This window comes from Roseovarius sp. ZX-A-9 (assembly GCF_028369135.1).
Classification (GTDB): domain Bacteria; phylum Pseudomonadota; class Alphaproteobacteria; order Rhodobacterales; family Rhodobacteraceae; genus Roseovarius.
On record NZ_JAPWHW010000008.1, the window covers coordinates 53,983 to 74,230 of the forward strand.

The following is a 20,248-nucleotide window of genomic DNA, read 5'->3' on the forward strand; positions in this document are numbered from 1 at the left end:
ATGATCGCGCCATGACACAGCGGCCTGCCAAACGCTCCCTGACGCTGCGCGGTCACCGCACCAGCGTCTCGCTGGAGGATGAATTCTGGCAGGCCTTTCGCCAGATTGCGGCGGAAAAATCAATACCTGTCAACGCGTTGGCAGCCAAAATTGATGCCGAACGCGGGGCCGATCTCGGCCTTGCGTCGGCCATCCGGCTATACGTGCTGCGCCACTACCGGCAAACTTCGTCCACCTGAACCTGCGCCACATGGACAATGTGCGGCGCGCGTTGCATGGTCGCGCGCATGAACGCGCGCAAGATCATCATCGACACCGATCCCGGACAGGACGACGCCGTGGCCATCCTGCTGGCCCTGGCCAGCCCGGATGAGCTCGACCTTCTGGGCATCACCTGCGTCGCGGGCAACGTGCCGCTTGATCTGACCACGCGCAACGCCCGGATCATCTGCGAACTGGCGGGCCGGCCGGACATCCCGGTCTTTGCCGGATGCGACCGGCCGCTGGGACGCGCGCTGGTCACTGCGGAGCATGTGCATGGCCGCACCGGCCTTGACGGGCCGGACCTGCCCGAGCCGACAATGCCCCTGCAGGACCGGCACGCCACCGAGTTTATCATCGACACGCTGCGCCGCCATGATGCAGGCACCGTCACGCTGTGCCCTATCGGGCCGCTCACCAATATCGCGACAGCGTTTAACAAGGCGCCGGATATTATTGAAAAGGTGCAGGAAATCGTCCTCATGGGCGGGGCCTATTTCGAAGTGGGCAATGTCACGCCCACGGCGGAATTCAACATCTATGTGGACCCCGACGCGGCCGATATCGTGTTTTCCTCTGGCGTGCCGATCACGGTGATGCCGCTCGATGTGACACACAAGGCGCTGGTGACACGCGCCCGCAACGACGCCTTTCGCGCACTTGGCACCCCCGTCGGTATGGCGGTGGCGCAAATGACGGATTTCTTCGAGCGCTACGACAAGTCGAAATACGGCAGCCTCGGCGCGCCGTTGCACGACCCGTGCGTGACCGCCTACCTGATCGCCCCGGAACTCTTCACCGGCCGACACGTCAATGTCATGGTTGAAACCGCGTCCGAGTTGACCATGGGAATGACCGTCGCCGACTGGTGGGGCGTCACGGATCGCGCGCCGAATGCGCTTTTTATCGGTGATCTGGATGTAGATGGTTTCTTTGCCCTGCTGACTGAAAGGCTGGCCCGCTTGTGACTGCACTGACCCTTGCCAAACCTGACGATCTGGACCGGTTGATGCCGCTCTGCACGGCCTTCCAGATCGAAGAGGGCCTGCCGCCTGACCCTGACACTCTGCGCGCGGCGCTGGTGCCGCTGCTCGAAGGGTCGCCGCATGGCGCGGTCTACATCGTCGGCCCGGTGCGAGCGCCCATCGGCTATGCGGTGGTGTGTTTCGGCTGGTCGCTGGAATTCGGCGGGCTCGACGGGTTTCTTGACGAGATCTACATCCGCCCCGGTGTGCGCGGGCGCGGCATCGGCAGCGAAATCCTGAACTCCCTGCCCAAGGCATTGGCGGGCGCAGGCCTCAAAGCGCTGCATCTGGAGGTCCGGCGCGACAACGAAAAGGCCCGCGCGCTCTATGCTAAGCTGCACTTCGAGCCGCGAGAGCAATATATGCTGATGACCCGGCGCTTTTGAGTATTTGCCCAGTAAAGAAGCGCGGCACCGGCCGTGCCGCAAACAAAGGCTGGATTTCATGTGCAGAGCGATTAGTTAGGGATCATGAGCCTCCATATCCCCTTTGATAACAGCTATGCGCGATTGCCGCCGCATTTCCACACCCGGATCAATCCCAAACCGGTGCGCACGCCGCAACTCCTGCGCTTCAACACCGCGCTGGCCGAAGAGCTTGGGATCACCCCCGGACCGGAAGATGAGCTGGCCGAGGTATTTTCGGGCAACCGCGTTCCGGGCGGCGCGATACCACTGGCGCAAGCCTATGCAGGCCACCAGTTCGGCGGGTTTAACCCAGCCCTTGGTGACGGGCGCGCCAACCTGCTGGGCGAGGTGGTGGACAGCAATGGACAGCGCCGCGATATCCAGCTCAAGGGCTCTGGCCCCACCCCCTACAGCCGCATGGGCGACGGGCGCGCCTGGATGGGACCGGTCCTGCGCGAATATGTGATCAGCGAGGCGATGCATGCCCTAGGCGTGCCGACCACCCGTGCGCTGGCCGCCGTCGCCACGGGCGAGCCGGTTTACCGCGAACAGGGCGCCCTGCCCGGTGCCGTGCTGACCCGCGTCGCCGCCAGCCATATCCGCGTTGGCACGTTTCAGTACTTTGCGGCCCGGCGGGACACGGACGCCTTGCAGACGCTCTGCGACCACGTCTTGCAACGGCATTACCCACAGGCAGAAGGCCCTGAAGGCCTGCTGCGCGCGGTCGCGCAGCGGCAGGCGGAACTGGTGGCGCGCTGGCTGTCGGTGGGGTTCATCCACGGGGTGATGAATACCGACAACACCGCCATTTCAGGCGAGACGATCGATTACGGGCCTTGCGCGTTCCTCGACACCTATCACCCGCAAACCGTGTTCAGCTCGATCGATGCGCAGGGCCGCTACGCCTATGATAACCAGATCAACGTGATCACCTGGAATCTGGCGCAGCTTGCCACTTCGTTGGTGCCCTTGATGCCCGATCAGGAGGCGGCCATCGCCAGCTTTACCGAGATCGTGCACGCCGTGCCAGGGATCGCAGACGCCGAATGGCTGCGTCTTTTCGGGGCCAAGATCGGCCTGGCCGCCGCGACCGAGGCTGATCGCGGGTTGATCGACGACCTTTTGACCCTCATGGCCGAAGGGCGCGCGGATTTCACCAACACATTCCGCAATCTGGCCAGCGCACAGGCGCGCGATCAGTTTCTCGATCCCGCCCGGTTTGATCCCTGGCAGGCCCGTTGGCAGGCCCGCGTGGCGCAAGAGACGGGGTGGCAGGCACGCATGGATGCGGCCAACCCTGCCTTCATCCCGCGCAATCACCGGATCGAACAGATGATCAACGCCGCCGTCGCAGGCGACATGGCGCCATTCGAGCGGCTGCTTGATGTGCTCTCGCACCCGTATCAAGACCAGCCCGAGGCGCACGACCTGATGCGCCCGCCCGAGCCTTCCGAGGTGGTGCAGCAGACATTCTGCGGCACTTGATGCGTTTGGCGGCCACCGGGCGTCGGCTTAACGCGTTGTTCCCCCGGCACGCCGCGCGTGTTACGCCTGTCCGAAACGCGACAGGCGGAGCTTTCATCCCATGACGATCCTGCAAATCACCTCGCTGCTGATCGTCCTCGCGGGCGCGTTTGGGGCGATCAACTATCTTTTCCTCAAATTGCCCTCGTCGATCGGCATTCTGGTCGTTGCGCTCTTTGCGTCATTCGGCCTGTTGGGGATCGATCTGATCTGGCCCGCGCTCGGCGTTGCCGATCAGGTGCGCGGCTTTGTCACCGGCATCGATTTCTCCGACGCCCTGCTGGAGGGGATGCTGGGGCTACTGCTCTTTGCCGGGGCGTTGCATGTCAAGATCTCGGACCTTCGGGCGGAATGGCTGCTGGTGTTCTTGATGGCCACCATCGGGGTTGGCCTCTCGACCGTGATTATCGGCGTGGGCTTCAGCTGGCTCACCGGCATGCCACTGCTGGTGGCGCTGGTCTTTGGCGCGCTGGTCTCGCCCACCGATCCGGTGGCCGTGCTGGGCGTGCTGCGCGAGGCGAATCTGCCGAAATCGCTGGAGACGCAGATTGCGGGTGAGTCGCTCTTTAACGACGGCGTTGGCTATGTGGTGTTCCTGGTATTGGTCGGCATCGCCTTCCCGTCGGGGGAACATCACGGCGATAGCGGGCTTCTGGGGGCCGGCACCCTGTTTCTGCGCGAGGCGTTGGGCGGTGCGATGCTCGGGCTGGTGCTCGGCTGGCTGACATTCCGGGTGATGCGCCTGATCGACGACTACTCGCTCGAAGTGCTGCTGACGCTGGGCCTTGCGTTCGGCGGCTACGAACTGGCGGTGTGGCTGCATATCTCGGCGCCGATCATGGCGGTCTGCGCCGGGCTGCTGATTGGCGATGTCGGCGCAAAATATGGGATGAGCGCGGAAACCCGGCAATATGTCGACGGGTTCTGGAAACTGATCGACGAGATCCTGAACGCCGTGCTGTTCCTGATGATCGGGTTCGAGGTGTTCGCTATCGCCTTCGGGGCCGATATTTTGACGACCGGGGCAATGGCGATCGCACTGGCGCTGATCGGGCGGCTTGCGGCGGTGGCGATCCCGGTTCTCATGCTGCGCCCGTTCCGCGACTTTTCACGCGGGGTGATCCCGATCATGACATGGGGTGGGCTGAAGGGCGGGATTTCGGTCGCGCTGGCGCTCAGCCTGCCTGAAGGCGAATGGAAGCCGCTGATCCTGACCGCGACCTACATGATCGTGATATTCTCGATCATCGTGCAGGGGTTGACGGTGGCGCGGCTGGCAAACCGTATGGGGCGCGAGCCAGATCTGGTTTGAGCCGGCCGGCGCGGTGACGCAACTGGTGGAAACGCGGCGGTGATACCTGCGTGCCCTATTCACCCGCGCCAAACGCGCCAGAGGCGTGCCGAACATCAACGGCACGCCTCTGGCAGGATCAAATCGGTGATCTGGCATTTACCCGGCGCGGGTCACTCCGACTGCACCGAGCAAAAACGACAGGGAAATGGGCTCAGGCCGCAGCCTGCGGCCCGCTCCCACCACCACTGCGCCGACGACGCCGCTGTTGCGGTTTGCCCGCACCACCCGGCGCGCCATGCGCTCCGGCACCACCTTTCGGTCCACCGGTCCCGCGTCGGCCACCGCGTCCACCACCGGGGCCACCGCGCCCTTTGGGCTTGGCCGTCGGATCAGGCAGGTCTGCCCATGCGCGCCCCGAAGCGACGGGAATCGCGATGCCCATCGTCTTCTGGATATCCTTCAGTTCGCCCATTTCGTCGGGTGCACAGAACGCGATCGCCGCGCCATCCTTGCCCGCCCGCGCCGTGCGTCCGATCCGGTGCACATAGTTTTCCGGCACGTTCGGTAACTCGTAGTTATAGACGTGCTTGACGTCTGGAATATCCAGACCCCGTGCGGCCACATCGGTCGCGACCAGAACCCTGACGTCGCCATCACGGAACGCCCTGAGCGCACGATCACGCTGGCCTTGGCTTTTGTTGCCGTGGATGGTGGCCACGGCATAACCAGCTGTTTCCAGCTTCTTGGCCAGCTTGTCAGACCCGTGTTTCGTGCGGCCAAAGACCAGCGCACGTTCGTCGCGGTGCTTGTCCAGCAACTCGATCAGCAGGCCCGGCTTCTCCGCTTTCGCGATGAAATGCACCTCTTGCGTCACTTTGTCAGCGGCCTTGCCCGGGGGCGCAACCTGCACCCGCTTGGGGTTCTTGAGGTAGCTTCCTGCGATCTCTTCCATCTGCTTTGGCATCGTTGCCGAGAAAAGCATGGTTTGACGATCGGCGGGGATCATGCCGGCAATCTTGCGCAACGCGTGGATGAAACCAAGGTCAAGCATTTGGTCAGCTTCATCCAGCACGAGGAACTTTGCCTCGTCCAGACGCACCGCGCGGCGATCCAACAGATCCAACAGGCGACCCGGTGTCGCCACCAGGATATGCGTGCCTTTGTCCAGACGGTTGATCTGGACGTTGATTGACTGCCCGCCCACAACAACACCGATTTTCATCGGCGTGTCACGAACCAGCGGCAACAGTGTATCGCGGATCTGGCCGGCCAGTTCGCGCGTTGGGGCAAGGATCAGGCTGGAAACCGCTTTGGGCCCCGGCCGTGTGTTTTGCTCCATCATTCGCGCAATCAACGGCAGACCGAATGCTGCGGTCTTGCCGGTGCCGGTCTGGGCCAGGCCCATCACGTCGAAACCATTCAGCGCATGCGGGATCGCATGGCTCTGGATTGGTGTCGGATCGGTGATGCCCTGTGCGGCGAGTTTCTTGACCAGGCTGCTGGGCAGCCCCATTTCTTCAAACAAATTCAAATTTATATCCTTTCGGACGCCCAATACAGGACGCCGCAATTTCTACACAGAAACGCGGCGCGCCCTGCGATGGTCGTGGTTCCGCCCGGGTCCTGACGCAACGGCGGAGATGCCATAACGCCGTTCAGACGGCTGGCCCCACGCGTGATTTTGGGATCATTCCGCGACATTTCATATGTAGTGGCAGGCCATCTTGGCTGCCCGCTGCTCACGCGGCAGGAAATGTCGGTTGAGAGGCATATGATACTGCAACGCAGCAAAGTCAACCGTATCGTCAAAAACAAACGCCGAATAGCGGTGGAATCCGCCTGCCAAACCCCGTATTCGTAGGGAACACCGGGCGTGAGACTGACCATGATCGAAACCATTATCGACCGTTGCGCGGCCAAGGGTCTGCGCATGACTGACCAAAGACGAACCATTGCCGCTGCGCTGGAAGAGTCCGATGATCATCCTGATGTCGACGAGCTCTTTGCCCGTGCCAGCGCCCGTGATCCGCGGATATCGCTCGCCACGGTCTACCGGACGGTCAAACTGTTCGAGGAAAGCGGCATTCTGGAAAAGGTCGATTTCGGCGACGGGCGGGCCCGCTACGAGGATGCCGAGCGCGAACATCACGACCACCTGATCGACCTCAAGACCGGCGATGTGATCGAATTCGTCGACCCCGAGATCGAGGCCCTGCAGGAAAAGATCGCGGCCAAGCTGGGCTACCGCCTGACCGGCCACAAGATGGAACTCTACGGTGTGCCGTTGAAGAAACGGTAGCGCGGGCTACCTCTCGGCCGTCACGTCATGCCCGTAGATCCAGTCGAACTGCCGCATCATCCGTACCGGTGCGACCAGCCCCCCCAGCCGCATCACGGAATGGGCCGCAAAGCGCAGCGGCGCAAAGGACAGGTGATATTTCCACGCATTGCCGTTCGCTGCACTCACGACGCGCCGCACCCGCCCTTCGCGCTTGGCCTGATAGGCGGCCAGGGCTGTGCCCATGTCCGGCTTGGCCGCCACCATCGCGGCCAGAACCCACGCATCTTCCAGCGCCATGCACGCCCCCTGCGCCATGAATGGCAGCGTCGGATGCGCCGCATCGCCCAGAAGCGCCACACCGTCCCGGCCCCAGACCGCCGCGACCGGATGCCGGAAGAGGCCCCATTGATGCACCATGTCCACCCGCGCCAAAAGCGCCTGCGCCGCGGGGCCGAACCCGGAAAACTGCGCGCGCAGCTGATCGGGATTGCCTTCGTGGCTCCAGCTTTCTGCGGTCCACGCGGCGCGCTCCTCGACCGCCACAAGGTTCATCAACTGCCCGTCGCGCAGCGGATAACTGACCAGATGCCGGCGCGGCCCCATGTCCACCCGTGCCTCGGCCGTGGCTGAACCGGGAGCGGGCACAGTGGCGCGCCACGCGACCTGACCGGTGAAAAACGGCGCAGTGGCGCCATTCAGCGCCGGGCGCAGCACCGAATGCAGCCCATCCGCGCCAATCACCAGATCGGCGCTCTGCGTACCCGCATCCGTCCGCAGGGCCGGCCCCGGCCCGGCGTCATGCACCTTGGCACCCAGTCGGATCGTTACCCCTGCATCCAGTGCGCCGCGATGCAGGATGTCGATCAGGTCGGCCCGGTGAACGAACCAGTAGTCACGCTCTTGCAAGGCCCCCAGATCCAGCCGCACCACCCGCGCGCCGCGATAGTCATGCAGTGCGATCCCGCGGGCCTGCTGCCCCGCGCCGCGCAACGCATCGCCCAGACCAAGCGCCCGCAGCACCGCGAAACCGTTCGGGCTGATCTGCAATCCCGCGCCGACCTCGGTGATGGCGGGTGCTTGTTCATAGAGCGTGACGCGCGCACCGCGCAGCGCACAGGCACGGGCCACGGCCAACCCGCCGATCCCACCGCCAATCACGGCAATCTTCAATGCATGCATATCCATGCGACCGGTGATGAAACGAAAAACGCCGGAGCGAAAGCCCCGGCGTCAGCAAATTCTTCGATTTCGGCGCGGTCAGTCGTCGCGGTGGACCTTTTCGCGGCGCTCGTGGCGCTCCTGCGCTTCCAGGGTCATGGTCGCGATCGGGCGCGCATCCAGCCGCTTGAGGCTGATCGGCTCGCCGGACATTTCGCAATATCCGTATTCGCCATCTTCGATCCGGCGCAGCGCCTGGTCTATCTTGGCCACCAATTTGCGCTGGCGATCGCGGGTGCGCAACTCTAGCGCGCGGTCGGTTTCTTCACTCGCCCGGTCGGCCACATCGGGGATTGCGCGGGTGCCGTCCTGCAAACCCTCGATCGTGTCGCGGCTGCCTGCCAGCAGATCATCGCGCCAATCCAGCAGTTTACGCCGGAAATATTCCAGCTGCCGCTCATTCATAAACGGTTCGTCATCGACCGGTCGATAGTCCTCCGGCAAGAAAACTTCTGTTTTCATATGCTTACCCTCATCAACATCAAGGCTGTTTTTGATATCCGGTTTCGACACCTTGTGTCCCCTTTTGTGCCAGCGTCTACTGCATGAAAGGTCGAATGTCACTAGACAATCACGATGCATTGATGTGTTTTGCCCCTCTCGTTACTGTACCGCGCGACGCCGATGAGTAACGGCACGAAAAGGATTGAAAACGTGATGAAATTCGAAGGCACGGACGATTACGTCGCCACCCATGACCTGACCATCGCGGTGAATGCCGCCGTCACTCTGGAACGCCCGCTGCTGGTCAAGGGCGAGCCCGGTACTGGCAAGACCGAACTGGCCCGCCAGGTCGCCCGGGGCCTCGGGTTACGGATGATCGAATGGAACATCAAATCGACGACTCGGGCGCATCAGGGCCTGTATGAATACGACGCCGTCAGCCGCCTTCGCGACAGTCAGTTGGGCGAAGAGAAGGTGCATGACGTGGCCAACTACATCCGCCCCGGCAAGCTGTGGCAGGCCTTTGACGCGGATGAAAAGGTGGTGCTGCTGATCGACGAGATCGACAAAGCCGATATCGAATTCCCCAACGATCTGCTGCAGGAACTCGACAAGATGGAGTTTCACGTCTACGAAACCGGCGAAACGATCTCGGCGCGCCATCGTCCGATCATGATCATCACCTCCAACAACGAAAAAGAACTGCCGGATGCCTTTCTGCGGCGATGCTTTTTCCACTACATCCGCTTTCCCGACATGGAGACGATGAAGAAGATCGTCGCGGTACACCATCCGAACATCAAGGACTCGCTGCTCAGCGTCGCGCTCACGCAATTCTACGAAATTCGCGACCAACAGGGCCTCAAGAAGAAACCTTCAACCTCCGAGGTTCTTGACTGGCTCAAACTGTTGCTGGCCGAGGATCTGACCGCCGAAGACCTGAAAAAGAGCGGTGCCGACGCCCTGCCCCGCCTGCATGGCGCGCTGCTGAAGAACGAACAGGACGTGCATCTGTTCGAGCGTCTGGCCTTCATGGCGCGCCGACAACGCTAGATGCGCCGCGCTTTTGCAGGATGCGCCCGACGCCTTGCCTGATGACCTTGGCAGGCGCAGACTTGAACGTTAAGATACTGTAGAAATGACAAAATATCTTCCGGGATCGCGCAGAGAGATCAAGCCGCATTTTCGCCCCAAATGCTCCTTACAGACGTCAGGATGAGTTACAACATTGCCCGCGACCCGGCTCTGGCGTAGGCCGGGGCGATATCATGGCCTGCGCCGGCCGTGGTTCGCGTTCTTTTTCGCTGTGATCGCGACCGGGGCTCTCTGCTGCGTTGGTCGCAAGGTTTCGGGTGACAATTCTTTTTTCGGGGACCTTATGCGCCGACTGATTTTGCCAATCTGCCTCTTGCTCGGGGCTTGCATGCCGGGTGCCTCGAGCGACGTGACCACGCGCGCCGCGACACTTGCCCAAACCTCGATGCCCCCGATCAAGGTCTTTGCCGTGGCGCGCCCGACACCGCCCGCGCGCTCCAATCGGGACATCGCCCGCGACTTCCTCGATCTCAGCCTACAGCTCGAATCCGGGCGCGAACTGAAAGTGCTGTCGCGCTTCGAAGGCCCGATCTCGGTCCGCGTGATCGGCACCCCGCCCCCCACGCTTCAGCCCGATCTGGGCCGCTTGCTGCATCGTCTGCGCTCCGAGGCGGGCATCAATATCAGCCAGGTCACCAACGCCAATGCAAATATCACGATCGAGGCGGTGCCGCGCGCCGAGATCCGGCGCCACCTGCCGCAGGCCGCGTGTTTCGTCGTGCCCAACATCTCGCGCCTGTCGCAATACCGCTCGGCCAAGCGCTCGCGCCAGACGAACTGGAGCACATTGACCAGACGGACCAAGATCGCGATTTTCGTGCCCAGCGATGCCGCCCCGCAAGAGGTGCGCGATTGCCTGCACGAGGAACTGGCCCAGGCGATCGGACCGCTCAACGATCTCTACCGGCTGCCCGACTCGGTCTTCAACGACGATAACGTGCACACGGTGCTCACCGGGTTCGACATGCTGATCCTGCGCGCCTATTACGCCCCGGAGCTGCATTCCGGCATGTCGCGCGCGGACGTAGCCGCCCGCCTGCCCGGCATCCTGGCCCGTCTCAACCCGCACGGCGAACATATCGCGCCGCGCCCTGTCAGCGCCACGCCCCGCGCGTGGATCCGCGCGATCCAGACCGCGCTTGGCCCCGGTGCCGGCCCGGGACAGCGGCGCAGCGCCGCACAGGCCGCATTGCGCATCGCCGAAACCTCAGGCTGGACCGATCAGCGCCGGGGCTTCAGCCATTACGCGCTTGGCCGCCTGACGCAGAACAGCGACCCGGACTATGCGCAGAACCAGTTCGCCGCCGCCGATGCCTATTTCCGGCGCAGCCCCGGCACCGCATTGCACCGCGCCCACACCGCGGCACAACTGGCCGCCTATGCCATCGCGCATGGCCGCGGTGATGTCGCCCTGAACCTTGTCACACCGCAACTGGCCGTGGCCGAGCAGCACGAAAACGCCGCCCTTCTAGCCTCGTTGATGATGCTGCGCGCCGAAGCGCTGGAACTGACCGGCCGCATCGCGGAAGCCCGCATCGTGCGTCTGGACAGCCTCGGCTGGGCACGTTACGGATACGGCGCGGATTGGGCCGTGCGTGCGAAACTGCGCGAGGTAGCGGCCCTGAACCCGCTAAAGGGAATAAACGGGTAAGCCATGATCATCGTGCTAGCGGCCCTCATCGGCGCCGCGCTTGGGGCCTATCAGGCCCGCCGCCGCAAGGGCCGCATCGCGGATATCCTGCAATATGCCGTCGTCTACGCCTTGGCCTTCGCTTTGGCCGGGCTTTTCGCCACCATCGCGCTTGACCGCATCATGCGCTGAGCGCCGCGATGTTCCTGCCATTCTTCGAGACCCTCAGAAAGGCCGGCGTTCCGGTCAGCCTGCGCGAGTACCTGACATTTCTCGACGGGATTAGCGCCGGGCTCGCCACCTATGATGTCGAGGCGTTCTATTACCTTGCCCGCGCGTCGATGGTGAAGGACGAACGCCACATCGACCGCTTCGACCGGGCCTTCGCCGCCAGCTTCGAGGGGCTCGACAGTCTCACCGCCGAGGACGTGCTCGATGCCGTGGACCTGCCCGCCGAATGGCTGGAAAAACTGGCTGAAAAGCACCTGAGCGATGCCGAAAAGGCCGAAATCGAGGCGCTCGGCGGTTTTGACAAGCTGATGGAAACCCTGAAGGAGCGGCTCAAGGAACAGCGGGGCCGTCACCAGGGCGGCAATAAATGGATAGGCACCGCAGGCACCTCGCCTTTCGGCGCCTATGGTTACAACCCCGAAGGCGTTCGTATCGGCCAGGACAAATCGCGTCACCAGCGCGCGGTCAAGGTCTGGGACAAACGCGAGTTCCGCAACCTCGATGGCGACGTGGAACTGGGCACGCGCAACATCAAGGTGGCCCTGAAACGCCTGCGCCAATGGGTCCGCGACGGCGCCGCCGAAGAACTGGACCTCGATGGCACGATCCGCGCCACCGCCGAGCACGGCTATCTTGATGTGCAGACCCGCCCCGAGCGGCGCAACGCGGTCAAGATATTGCTCTTTCTCGATGTCGGCGGCTCGATGGACAGCCATATCCGCGTCGTGGAGGAACTTTTCTCGGCCGCTCGTGCCGAATTCAAGCATCTCGAATATTACTATTTCCACAACTGCCTCTACGAGGGCGTCTGGCGCGACAACCGCCGCCGCTGGGATGCGCAGACCCCCACGCACGAAGTGCTCAACACCTATGGCCCCGACTACAAATGCATCTTTGTGGGCGACGCCGCCATGTCCCCCTACGAGATCGCCTATCCCGGCGGGGCGAATGAGCACTGGAATCCCGAATCCGGGCAGGTCTGGCTGACCCGAGCCCGCGAACAGTGGCCCGATCACGTTTGGATAAACCCGGTGCCGGAAAATCGCTGGAATCATACTCAGTCGACGCTGATGATCCAGGAAATCTTCGATGCGCGCATGGTTCCGATGACCCTCGAAGGTCTCTCACGCGGCATGAAGATGCTCACCCGCTAAAGCGTTTCGCGAGCCCCTACTCCACCACGTCCGTCACCAGCCGGTATTCCAGCAACTCGCTTTGCAACAGCACATAGATCTCGTCCGGCGGCGTCGCCAGCGCATGCCGCATCACAAGCGTGTCCACGCCCATCGCATCGAGATAGCTCATCACCTCGCCCTGCCCGCGCTGGATATCCTCCACCGCCAGAAACGCAGGCAATACCGTGCTTTTGCCAAAATAGTGTTGGTGCACCCCCACCTGTGCGTCCGCATGCACCCGGCGCGCGGTACCGGCCGCCAGCATATAGGGGCAGGCCGAGAAACACACATCCTGCGCGTCCATCACCGTCTCCAGCCCCGCCGCGCGCAGGCTGCGGCCGATTTCCAGCGCATCGCGCACTGATCCGCCAGGGCTGTTCAGCCGCACGCGGCTCAGGTCCGGTTCACGCGCCAGAGCCTCCTGAAACCGGAGCGCATCACCCGACTCGATTGCCCCCGTCGCGAGCAGCACATCGCCTTCGCGCCGAAATTCCAGCCGCTGCGGCATGTCGGCGGTATTGCGATACGGGCGTTCGGGCGTGCCGGGCCGCGTGTCAGGCAACGGCATGTCGCGCGGCGTGTAGCGTCGCTGCTGATCGCCCGGGGTCACGGGCGTGGTCAACTGCGGCTGGTGGGACGGCCAGGCCATCTGCGGCAGGGCGTTGATGACATCCCACCCGGCAAGAAAAACGGCCATGCCCAGTTGCAGCCCCAGCACCGCCAGCAATACCCGGCGCGTGTTCCAGCCGCGCCGCGGCGGGGACGCCTCGCTCGGGCTCATCCGGTTTTTCCGGCGTCATCCACCGGCTTCAGTCCCGTCGCCGCCCTGGGCTGGCGCGTCGGGCGCTCGGCCTCGGGTGCAGGTGCCGCGTGCATCGCCTCCATCTCGCGCAGCGCCAGCATCGCACCACGCAACTCCGACAGGGTCAGCGTCTCTTCCACCCGCACGCCGTCACGGCCCGAGCGGATCGCGGCCTGCGCCACCATGAGGATCAGCACCAACACGGCAGGCAGCAGATCAATGGCGATCGCCCCCGCCCAGGACGGCGCGAAATTGCCCGCGTAAAGGATCACCGCATCCGCAGCAGAGATCGGCGTATAGGTGGTGTCAGACGGCGGAGGCATGGCAATCACCGCTTCTGCCGCGCTGCGCAGCGTGTCTGCCCGCTGCCCCAGCACCTTCAGAACCGACGTGATCGTGCTCTGCTGATCGCCGCGCGCAGCCCCCGTGCGCCCGTCAAGCTCGGGCAGCACCACCGAGGCCGCGAGATCCTGCGCCGCGCGCGTCACCAGTGGGGCGACCGACAATTGCCGCAGCTGGGTGATGATACCGGCCAGTCGCACCGCCTCTTCGGAAAACTGAACCGATCGCGGCTCGACCGGTCCCGGCTCCACCGTCAGCGCCCGCATCCGGCTGAGAATCGCGTTGCCCTCGGCAAAGCCCGCCGCAACCAGCGGCGCCTGGGTGGCGATCTGCGCCTCCAGCCCGCGCAATTCATCCGATTTCTGCCGCAAGACCCGGAACACCGCGCCGCGCCCCGCCAGTCCCGACAGATCGCCATTGGCCTCCTGCTCGCTCAGATCCTCGAACGATTGCCGCACCCGTGCCACGTCACGCTCCAGCCCTTGCGCCGAAACAGCGATCAGATTGGCCCGCTCCAGTGAGGCCTGGTATTCCTGTACAGTTTTCGCCAGGTGCTGCTCGACCGCGGCGGACCCGGCCAGTGCGGCAGCATTCAGCCAGGACGACATGGCGATGATCGCCAGCGACCCGATTAGCATCGACACCATCAGCCCGATCCGCGCACCCATCGTGCGCACCGCCGGCAGCAGTCGCATCAGGTATGACCAGAAAACAAAGATGCCTACCGACACCGCGATGGAATAGGACGCGGCCGCCGCAAAGCTCAGCACACCTGTATCATCCAGCAGCGACGACACTCCAAGGTAGGTGTAAATCCCAGAAGCCGTCGCCAGAACCCCCAGTGCCGCACCGGTAATCCCGTCCAGCCAGCGCACATGCCCCGTCAACTCGCTGGCATAGCGGATGCCCTCTGCATCGCCGCGCGCACCGCGCGAAATGTCCTCATCCATATGCCAAACCCTATCTACTGGAATCCCCTACTATATGGGGGCAATTTGCAATTTGGCAAAACTCCGCGTCCGGGCACCACAACATCGACAGGTACGCGCCGCCCCGCTTTCATCTTTCCACAAATACCTTTGCCCGGCAAAAACCCGTCGCAACGGCGATAGAAAAAGCCTTGCTATAACTGAAAGAGCCGCCCCGGCCCCCAGCCTCGCGCGTCCGCTCCGGCGAGCCGCAGCATATGCCACAAGAGCGCCTGGTTGGACGTGACCACCGGCAGATCCAATACTGTCTCCACCTCATCAATGATCGCGAAGCTCTGCAAATTGGTGCAACTGGCAAAGACCGCCTCGACCCCTTCCGCGCGCCCGGCCTCCAGCATCGCGGCCCGGGTCGAAGCGGGCGCGATTCGCGCAACCTGCCGGTCGTCGCCCTCGCCAAAGCTGATTTCGCGCAGCACCTCGACACCCCCGCGCGCCAGCAGTGCGATCATCGGCCCCGTAACGCTCGGCAGGTAGGGCGTGACCATCGCGATCCGCCGCGCCCCCAGTGCCGCAAGCGCTGCTTTCACCGCGCTTATCGGATTTGTGACCGGGACGCCCGGCTGCACCGCCTGCACCGCGCACGCCACCGCCTCTTCTCCGATCACCGTCGCCGCCGAGGTGCAGCCATAGCCGATCGCTTCAAGCCCCGCCGGCAGTAACCGCGCCGTCGCGGGCAGGGTCAATTCCATCTCGGCAAGCGTTTCGGGCGTTACCTCGTGCTGGTTGGGGATTCGGGCATGCAACAACTGCGAATCGCGCCCCGCCAGCACCTGGCGGGCCTCATATTCCAGCGTCTCGTCGGTTTGCAGCACGATCAGACCCAGCCGCGCGCCGCCCCCGGCACCCTCGTTCAGCGTGAAGTCCATGCGCTACACCTCCGGCTTGCTCAATATCCCGCCCGACACGGCCGCACGCACCCCCGTGGTACCACGCGCGGATGTGGGCAGGCCGCGCGCCACGCGCACCGCCAGATAGCCAAAAGCCTGAGCCTCGAGCATGTCGCCATCCAGTCCGACCGCCTCAACCGGCTCCACCGGACAATCGAGCGCAACGCTCAGCATCTCCATCATCACCGGATTGTGCCGCCCGCCGCCGGTGACCAACATGCGCTCGGGCGGCGTCGGGCAATGCTCCATCCCGCGCAGCACCGCCGCCGCGACCATGCCGGTCAGGGTTGCCACCGCGTCGGCATCGCTCAATTCGCCCACCAGCCCGATCATGTCGGCAAACGCGTCCCGGTCCAGTGATTTCGGCGGCATCTGCATGAAATACGGCTCGTCCAGAAACAGCTCCAGCGCGCCATCCACCACATTGCCCACCTTCGCCAGCCGGCCATCCCGGTCAAAAGGCTCCCCCCGGCGAGCCATCATCACATCGTTGATCGGCGCGTTGGCCGGGCCGGTATCAAATGCAAGCAACGCGCCTTCGTCCTCGGGCCGGGCCTTGCGCGGGTCGACCCAGGTGATGTTGCCCACGCCGCCCAGATTGAGAAACGCCAGCGGCGCATCCGCCCCGATGTACCGCGCGCAGGCAAAATGGTAGAACGGCGCCAGCGGCGCACCCTGCCCGCCCAGTTCGATATCGGCACTGCGAAAATCCCAGACCACCGCGCGCCCCAGAGCCTCTGCCAGCGCCGCGCCGTCGCCGATCTGGTGTGTGCCGCGACCGCGCGGCTCATGTGCCAGTGTCTGGCCGTGAAACCCGATCAGCGCACCACGCTCGAATCCCTGCAGAACCTCGCGATGCGCGGCCATGACAACGGCCTCTGCCTGCGCCACGTCCTGCCCCGGCCAGCGCCCCAACGCGGCTGTCAGCACGCCGCGTTCGGCATCCGAATAGGCTCGATATGCAGTTTCTCCAAAGGCAAATATCTCATGCCCGTCAGTCTCGATCAGTGCCGCATCGACACCGTCCAGAGAGGTGCCCGACATCGTCCCCAGCGCCCATAGGCGTCCGGCCTTCAACATGGCCTTTTCCTTTGCCCTATCCCCCCATATACATGCCGCTCAAACCGATCCGGGACAAGCGATATGACCTACCACCCCAAATCCGAATTCATGGCAACGATGATGGAGCGCGGCTTTCTTGCCGATTGCACCGATTATCAGGGGCTGGACGACGCGCTTACGCGCGGCATCGTACCCACCTATATCGGCTACGACGCCACGGCACAGTCGCTGCATGTGGGCCACTTGCTGAACATCATGATGCTGCGCTGGCTGCAAAAGACCGGGCACAAGCCGATAACCCTGATGGGCGGCGGCACGACCAAGGTGGGCGATCCCAGCTTTCGCTCGGACGAACGCCCCCTCCTCGGCCCCGAACAAATCGACGCCAACATTGCGGGTATGCAGCGCGTCTTTGCCAATTACCTGAATTATGGGGATGGCCCGCAAGACGCGATCATGATCAACAACGCCGAATGGCTGGACGGGTTGAACTACCTCGAATTCCTTCGCGACATCGGGCGGCATTTCTCGGTCAACCGGATGCTGTCATTCGAATCCGTGAAATCGCGGCTCGACCGCGAGCAATCGCTGTCTTTCCTCGAATTCAACTACATGATCCTGCAAGCCTATGATTTCCTCGAGCTGAACCGCCGCTATGGCTGCCTGTTGCAGATGGGTGGCTCGGATCAGTGGGGCAATATCATCAACGGGATCGACCTCACCCGCCGGGTGCTGGATCACGAGATTTACGGGCTGACCTCACCGCTGCTGACCACCTCCGACGGCCGCAAAATGGGCAAATCCCAGGGCGGCGCGGTGTGGCTGAATGCCGACATGCTCAGCCCCTACGAGTTCTGGCAGTTCTGGCGCAACACTACCGACGCCGATACCGGCCGGTTCCTCAAGCTCTATACAGAGCTGCCCGTGGATGAATGTGATCGGCTCGGCGCGCTGGAAGGCTCCGAAATCAACGCCGCCAAGATCATCCTCGCCAACGAGGTGACAACGCTGCTGCACGGCACCGAGGCCGCGCAGACCGCCGAGGCAACCGCACGCGAAGTGTTCGAGAAGGGCGGCGTCGGCGACGATCTTCCCACGCTCGCATTGTCTGCGGACGACGTCGGCGACGGTATTTCGATCGTGCAACTCATCGTGCGCGCAGGGCTGGCTGGTTCGGGCAAGGAGGCCAAGCGGCTGATCGCCGAGAACGGCGCCCGGATTGACGATGCGCCGCTGACCGATGCGGGCATGATGATCGACGCAGCCGCGTTGGCAAACCCGATCAAGCTGAGCGCCGGCAAGAAACGTCACGCGATTGTCAAACTTGGTGGGTAAGAGGGGCTAATGTCCTTCTTGCGCAGGAGCCCACCATGCCCGACACGATCAAGAACGTTCTTTTCCTCTGCACCGGTAACTCTGCCCGTTCGATCATGGCCGAAGCGATCCTGAACCGCGAAGGCAGCGGCAGGTTCCGCGCCTTCTCGGCTGGCAGTGATCCCAAGGGCGCGCCACATTCCCGCGCCCTGTACCTGCTGGACAGCATGGGCCACCCCACCGGCGATCTGCGCGCCAAGAGCTGGGACGAATTTGCCGCGCCGGGCGCGCCACAGATGGATTTCGTATTCACCGTCTGTGACAATGCCGCGAACGAGGTCTGCCCGATCTGGCCCGGCCAGCCAACCAACGGCCATTGGGGCCTGCCCGATCCCGCCGCCGTCACCGGCACCGAAGCCGAACAGGCACTTGCCTTTGCCGAAACATACCGGATGCTGCGCAACCGCATTTCGGTCTTCGTGAACCTGCCGATGGATCAGCTCGACAAAGTGGCCCTGCGCGAAAAGCTGGACGAGATTGGCAAGATCCAAGCCGCCCCGGCCTGAGAGTCACATCAACTGCAGATCAAGTGTCACGCCACTTCAGCGGGCGTTCAGCGCGTCCTGCAGGACCCCATGCACCACCTCGCGCGGCACATCGGATGTAACGAACGCATCGCCAATCCCGCGCGCCAGCACAAAGCGCAACTGCCCGTCCAGTACCTTCTTGTCTTGGCCCATCAGATCGACCAAAGCGTCAGCATCCGGAAAATCTCCTTCGATATCAGCCAGATCGACCTTCATATTCATGTCGCGAAGATGGGCGCGCACGCGGCTCGGATCTTCCTGGCTGCACAGCCCCAGCCGGGCCGACAGTTCGAACGCCAACGCGCAACCGATCGCGACGCCTTCGCCATGCAGCAGGCGGTCCGAATATCCCGTGGCCGTCTCCAGCGCATGGCAGAACGTGTGCCCGAGGTTGAGCAACGCGCGGTCGCCCTGTTCTGTCTCGTCGCGTACCACGATCTCGGCTTTCATCTCGACCGAGCGTTTGACGACTGCGATGCGCGCGGCCATATCGCCTGCGGCAGCACGTGAACCATTGACCTCAAGCCATTGAAAAAAATCCGAATCTCCCAAAAGCCCATACTTCACAACCTCGCCATAGCCGGTCAAGAAATCGCGGCGACTGAGCGTGCCCAAAACATCAGTATCCGCCAGAACGAGGCTGGGCTGATGAAAGGCGCCGATCAGGTTCTTGCCGTGGCGGGCATTGATCCCCGTCTTGCCGCCCACCGAGCTGTCGACCTGCGCCAGCAGGCTGGTAGGCAATTGCACGAACCGCACCCCGCGCCGCAGGACAGCGGCGGCAAAACCGACCAGATCGCCGATCACACCGCCCCCCAGTGCGATCACGATATCGTTGCGCTCCACTTTCTGATCCAGCAGCCAGTCCACCGTGCGTTCCAGATGCGGCCATGACTTGGTCGCCTCTCCGGCGGGCAATGTCAGCGCCTCCATCGAAATATCGTTCTTGTCCAAGCCCTTGCGCAGCGTTTCGAGATGCAGCGGACCGACCTTGTCATCGCTCACCACCACCACGCGCGGCCGCCGAAGCAGTGGCGCAATCAGCGCACCAGACCGCTCCAGCAGACCCGGCCCCACATGCACGTCATAGGCGCGCTCTCCCAATGCGACATGTACGATTTCGGTCATGTTCCTGCCTCCAGAACGTCAGGGCGCCGCGCGAGCGCATCCACCACCTGATCCGTCATTTGTTCAATGCTGTATTCCGGGCGCGCCGCCACGACAAGATCGGCCTGCGCATAGACAGGCACCCGCGCGTCATAGAGCGCCCGCAAGGTCTGATAGGGGTTATCGGTGCGTAGCAACGGCCGGGTGTCCTTGTGCCGGACCCGCCCCCAAAGCAGCTTCAACTCGGCATTCAGCCAGACCGAAACCCCCTTGAGCGAGATCAGTTCGCGGTTGCGGTCCGACAGGAATGCGCCGCCCCCGGTCGACAGGATACCGCATTGCGTCTCCAGCAGACGGTCGATCACCTCGGTCTCCCGGTCGCGAAAGAAGGCCTCGCCGTCCCGTTCGAAAATCTCGGCGATGCTCATGTTGGCGGCGGCTTCGATCTCGGCATCGGAATCAAGGAAGGGCGCCCCGAGTCGCGCCGCCAGCGCCTTGCCGACGGCGGTCTTTCCGGCGCCCATCATACCGACCAGCACAACGGTTTTCTTCAGTTTCCAGGCCTTGGCTTCG

At 63.4% G+C, this 20,248-nt stretch carries 21 protein-coding genes; 12 read left to right on the forward strand and 9 right to left on the reverse strand.

All coding sequences use genetic code 11. From position 1 onward, the window contains the following. The first annotated feature begins 11 nt into the window (after nt 1-11). The 5 genes from O3306_RS09540 (at nt 12) to O3306_RS09560 (ending at nt 4,529) form a co-directional block, all read left to right on the forward strand. A complete protein-coding gene (locus tag O3306_RS09540) occupies nt 12-239 on the forward strand; it encodes a ribbon-helix-helix domain-containing protein (protein WP_272006226.1) in 228 nt (75 codons plus the stop codon). A 48-nt stretch (nt 240-287) separates the two neighbouring features. Then, the gene (locus tag O3306_RS09545; protein ID WP_272006228.1) at nt 288-1,229 is read left to right on the forward strand and encodes a nucleoside hydrolase; all 942 of its coding nucleotides are present in this window, start codon (nt 288-290) and stop codon (nt 1,227-1,229) included. Next, nucleotides 1,226-1,672 carry a GNAT family N-acetyltransferase gene (locus O3306_RS09550; RefSeq protein ID WP_272006231.1) on the forward strand — a complete coding sequence of 149 codons (447 nt, stop codon included), beginning with the start codon at nt 1,226-1,228 and terminating at the stop codon, nt 1,670-1,672. Before O3306_RS09545 ends, O3306_RS09550 begins: the two co-directional genes overlap by 4 nt. A gap of 84 nt (nt 1,673-1,756) precedes the next feature. Beyond that, the gene (locus O3306_RS09555) at nt 1,757-3,178 is read left to right on the forward strand and encodes a protein adenylyltransferase SelO (RefSeq protein ID WP_272006234.1); all 1,422 of its coding nucleotides are present in this window, start codon (nt 1,757-1,759) and stop codon (nt 3,176-3,178) included. Between the two features lie 100 nt (nt 3,179-3,278). Further along, complete coding sequence (locus O3306_RS09560; protein WP_272006237.1) at nt 3,279-4,529, forward strand: cation:proton antiporter; 1,251 nt, start codon at nt 3,279-3,281, stop codon at nt 4,527-4,529. A 193-nt stretch (nt 4,530-4,722) separates the two neighbouring features. Here the strand turns inward: O3306_RS09560 and O3306_RS09565 are convergent, their stop codons facing one another. After that, nucleotides 4,723-6,042: a DEAD/DEAH box helicase gene (locus O3306_RS09565; protein ID WP_272006240.1), complete on the reverse strand. Its 1,320-nt coding sequence runs from the start codon at nt 6,040-6,042 to the stop codon at nt 4,723-4,725. Between the two features lie 354 nt (nt 6,043-6,396). Between O3306_RS09565 and O3306_RS09570 the strand changes: the two genes are divergently transcribed. Further along, on the forward strand, nt 6,397-6,810 hold the full coding sequence (locus O3306_RS09570; protein ID WP_272006582.1) for a Fur family transcriptional regulator: 414 nt from the start codon (nt 6,397-6,399) through the stop codon (nt 6,808-6,810). Nucleotides 6,811-6,816: 6 nt separating this feature from the next. Here O3306_RS09570 and O3306_RS09575 read toward each other — a convergent pair whose 3' ends face one another. Then, a complete protein-coding gene (locus tag O3306_RS09575; protein WP_272006243.1) occupies nt 6,817-7,977 on the reverse strand; it encodes an FAD-dependent monooxygenase in 1,161 nt (386 codons plus the stop codon). A gap of 72 nt (nt 7,978-8,049) precedes the next feature. Continuing rightward, nucleotides 8,050-8,472 (reverse strand): RNA polymerase-binding protein DksA, encoded by a 423-nt coding sequence (gene dksA / locus O3306_RS09580; protein WP_272006246.1) that lies wholly within the window; start codon nt 8,470-8,472, stop codon nt 8,050-8,052. Nucleotides 8,473-8,667: 195 nt separating this feature from the next. On the opposite strand from dksA, the gene O3306_RS09585 reads away from it, so the two are divergent. The 4 genes from O3306_RS09585 to O3306_RS09600 all read left to right on the forward strand — a co-directional run bounded on the left by O3306_RS09585 (nt 8,668) and on the right by O3306_RS09600 (nt 12,564). Then, on the forward strand, nt 8,668-9,507 hold the full coding sequence (locus O3306_RS09585) for an AAA family ATPase (RefSeq protein ID WP_272006585.1): 840 nt from the start codon (nt 8,668-8,670) through the stop codon (nt 9,505-9,507). Nucleotides 9,508-9,832: 325 nt separating this feature from the next. Then, complete coding sequence (locus O3306_RS09590) at nt 9,833-11,200, forward strand: DUF2927 domain-containing protein (protein ID WP_272006248.1); 1,368 nt, start codon at nt 9,833-9,835, stop codon at nt 11,198-11,200. A 3-nt stretch (nt 11,201-11,203) separates the two neighbouring features. Continuing rightward, nucleotides 11,204-11,371: a hypothetical protein gene (locus tag O3306_RS09595; protein WP_272006250.1), complete on the forward strand. Its 168-nt coding sequence runs from the start codon at nt 11,204-11,206 to the stop codon at nt 11,369-11,371. A gap of 8 nt (nt 11,372-11,379) precedes the next feature. Further along, nucleotides 11,380-12,564, forward strand: a complete 1,185-nt coding sequence (locus tag O3306_RS09600) for a vWA domain-containing protein (protein WP_272006253.1) — start codon at nt 11,380-11,382, stop codon at nt 12,562-12,564. Between the two features lie 16 nt (nt 12,565-12,580). Here the strand turns inward: O3306_RS09600 and O3306_RS09605 are convergent, their stop codons facing one another. The 4 genes from O3306_RS09605 to O3306_RS09620 all read right to left on the reverse strand — a co-directional run bounded on the left by O3306_RS09605 (nt 12,581) and on the right by O3306_RS09620 (nt 16,685). Beyond that, entirely contained in the window at nt 12,581-13,366 is a 786-nt protein-coding gene (locus O3306_RS09605) for a hypothetical protein (RefSeq protein WP_272006256.1), read from the reverse strand. Then, the gene (locus O3306_RS09610) at nt 13,363-14,679 is read right to left on the reverse strand and encodes a hypothetical protein (RefSeq protein ID WP_272006259.1); all 1,317 of its coding nucleotides are present in this window, start codon (nt 14,677-14,679) and stop codon (nt 13,363-13,365) included. The genes O3306_RS09605 and O3306_RS09610 overlap by 4 nt, the downstream gene beginning before the upstream one ends. Nucleotides 14,680-14,852: 173 nt before the next feature. After that, nucleotides 14,853-15,584 (reverse strand): maleate cis-trans isomerase family protein, encoded by a 732-nt coding sequence (locus O3306_RS09615; protein ID WP_272006261.1) that lies wholly within the window; start codon nt 15,582-15,584, stop codon nt 14,853-14,855. A gap of 3 nt (nt 15,585-15,587) precedes the next feature. Beyond that, on the reverse strand, nt 15,588-16,685 hold the full coding sequence (locus O3306_RS09620; protein ID WP_272006263.1) for an anhydro-N-acetylmuramic acid kinase: 1,098 nt from the start codon (nt 16,683-16,685) through the stop codon (nt 15,588-15,590). A 63-nt stretch (nt 16,686-16,748) separates the two neighbouring features. Here O3306_RS09620 and tyrS point away from each other — a divergent pair, with 63 nt between their 5' ends. Together tyrS and O3306_RS09630 are read left to right on the forward strand one after the other, a co-directional pair. After that, the gene (tyrS, locus tag O3306_RS09625) at nt 16,749-18,002 is read left to right on the forward strand and encodes a tyrosine--tRNA ligase (RefSeq protein WP_272006266.1); all 1,254 of its coding nucleotides are present in this window, start codon (nt 16,749-16,751) and stop codon (nt 18,000-18,002) included. A gap of 35 nt (nt 18,003-18,037) precedes the next feature. Further along, complete coding sequence (locus tag O3306_RS09630; protein WP_272006268.1) at nt 18,038-18,547, forward strand: arsenate reductase ArsC; 510 nt, start codon at nt 18,038-18,040, stop codon at nt 18,545-18,547. Nucleotides 18,548-18,583: 36 nt separating this feature from the next. On the opposite strand, the gene aroB is transcribed toward O3306_RS09630, so the two are convergent. Further along, nucleotides 18,584-19,696, reverse strand: a complete 1,113-nt coding sequence (aroB, locus tag O3306_RS09635; RefSeq protein ID WP_272006269.1) for a 3-dehydroquinate synthase — start codon at nt 19,694-19,696, stop codon at nt 18,584-18,586. Then, a complete protein-coding gene (locus O3306_RS09640) occupies nt 19,693-20,202 on the reverse strand; it encodes a shikimate kinase (protein WP_272006588.1) in 510 nt (169 codons plus the stop codon). The genes aroB and O3306_RS09640 overlap by 4 nt, the downstream gene beginning before the upstream one ends. Nucleotides 20,203-20,248 lie beyond the last annotated feature (46 nt).